Source organism: Pedobacter sp. 01T416_2, assembly GCF_056398925.1.
Genome location: NZ_JBFTQI010000908.1, coordinates 1 through 2,192 on the forward strand (window position 1 = coordinate 1; position 2,192 = coordinate 2,192).

The following is a 2,192-nucleotide window of genomic DNA, read 5'->3' on the forward strand; positions in this document are numbered from 1 at the left end:
ATCTTACCGAGCGATTTATTCCACACCGCAGCAGCATGGGCTTTGGTATCTTCTAAGGTCTTATCATTGCCCAGTTCTCTTTTTAAATTGAGTTCGGCTTGTTGTAAACTGATATAAGATGAAGCAGTTTTCACCTGCACCTTTGTACCAGATTCGAACTGTACAAATGCACCTTTTCCCAATCCTTCAGCTGAAATAGAATCTTTTGCAATGGTATTACGTTTATTCTCCCAAGTACCGTAAGACTTAATCGGTTGATCGAACTGGATTACGAAATAACTTTTCCAACCTCTTTTAAAACCTTCGCCATTGTTTACCCAGCCCGTTATTTTATTTTCTTTAGGATAGATCTGAACACCACTTAATCTGTTGTACCCGTCTAAAATTAAAAAGCTTCTTTTGCCTTTTGGATAGCTGAACCTGAGGTGTGCGCCACGCTCTGAAGGTGAAATTTCGGTGGTAATATCATTTTCGAATGTTACCTTATAATAGTTTGGTTTAGCAATCTCATCCTGATGACTAAATTTAGTTTCGCGTTTATCTTCATTTACTATCAGGTCATCAACCATTGGCATTAAAGAAAATACCGCATAGTCTCTCGTCCACGAACTGCATTGATGCGCTTGCTGAAAACCTCTGATTTTATCTTTAAAATACTGATATTTCCAACCATCGCCATTTCTACCGGTTTGGGGTGTCCAGGTGTGCATGCCAAATGGCAGTGCCGTTGTTGGGTAGGTATTGCCCCTGGTGAGTTCGTGCTTAGAATTTGTGCCCTGAAGTGTGTTAACGTAGTGCACCCAATCTTTCTGCTGCGCCAGTAAACCTTTGGCAGCAAGGCAGCATAAAATGGATGCGATTAATTTAAATTTCATTTGTTTGTGTGTTTATTCTTTCCAGCTGATATAACCAAAACCAGGCTGTGTATTTGCATTTGTGAGCGCAGTTATGAGCTTACAAACGTTGATTATATGATTATTTAATATTCCATTTATCGGCTAACATCTTGATGAAATAACCGCCAACAACACTTCTTGCCTGAAAGCCTGTCATTTTCCCATTGGTAGTTTCATGCCAGTCGCTCAATGGCACCTTACTCTCCGTTTCGGTTGCAAAACGATATATCGGACTTACAAATTTTTGAAAATCGGCTTGGTTATCAGCCAAGGTAGCTGTCCACATAATCCAGTCAGATTTGGTGTAAGTTCTACGGCTGTCCAACGGTAATCCGAAATCTTTTTGTTTGGTTAAATAAAAGTTGATTTCCTTTTTGTATACTTCTTTAGGAAAAAGATCAAGTTTTAAAAGTTTGTCCCAAACGAGGTTGTACTTCTGGCTCCAGGTATTTTTATCATTAAAAGTTAAAGCGTAATGATCGCCATCATCGGCAAGTTTCATCCAGTTCTGGGCCATCTGTAAGGCAGCTGTTCTATATTTTGTAGCTACATCGGCCTTGCCTAATAATTGCGCCATTTGTGCATAAGCGCCTAAAGCTACAATGGCTTTTACCGATAAATTCGAATTCCGGGCCAAATGGCCAGCAAAATCGTCCGTACATAATTGATTGGCCGGATCGAAACCTTCTCTTAGCAGATAGTTTGCCCATACAGACATTACCTCCCAATGTTTCTCGGCATACTTTGCATTTCCCTCTGCTTTGGTTATGGCAGCTGTTAAGATGATCATATTACCGGCTTCTTCTACAGGCATATCTTCACCATAGGTTTGGCCGTTGGCTAAAGGATAAGTACCTAAATCGTGTGCCGCAAATGGTTTCTTCCATTTTCCGCTTTCTGAGTAATAGAAAATGCCATTCAACATTCCTTTTAGCAATTCGGGATTGTACACTAAAAATTGTGGTGCTGATGGATAAGTTACATCCACTGTATTGATTGATCCATTACTAAAATTTTCTTTCGATAGGAACAGGATATCACCATTTGGTGCATATACAATTTTGTGCGCCGCAATAGCCTGCCTATAAGCCAGTTTACATAGATCTGCATATTCTTTGCCACCTGCTTTTTCAGCATCGGCGTATAGTTTGGCATCAAAAATGGCACACTTGGTTTTTAATGAAGGGTATTGGGTATTCGCCTCGGCCAGCTGATCTTCGAATTGCTGTGAACCAGTCTGTCGCCAAACCGGCTGTAGCTTTTCGCCAAAATATTCAACCGATTTTAGGTCATCAT

At 40.3% G+C, this 2,192-nt stretch carries 1 protein-coding gene and 1 pseudogene; both read right to left on the reverse strand.

What is annotated here, in order from left to right; translation table 11 throughout:
- A pseudogene (locus AC1DPQ_RS25710) lies at positions 1-875 on the reverse strand (GH92 family glycosyl hydrolase); the annotation flags it as partial.
- A 100-nt stretch (positions 876-975) separates the two neighbouring features.
- Positions 976-2,192: glutaminase domain-containing protein (locus tag AC1DPQ_RS25715; RefSeq protein WP_477611305.1), on the reverse strand; the 1,217-nt coding region annotated here is incomplete at its 5' end.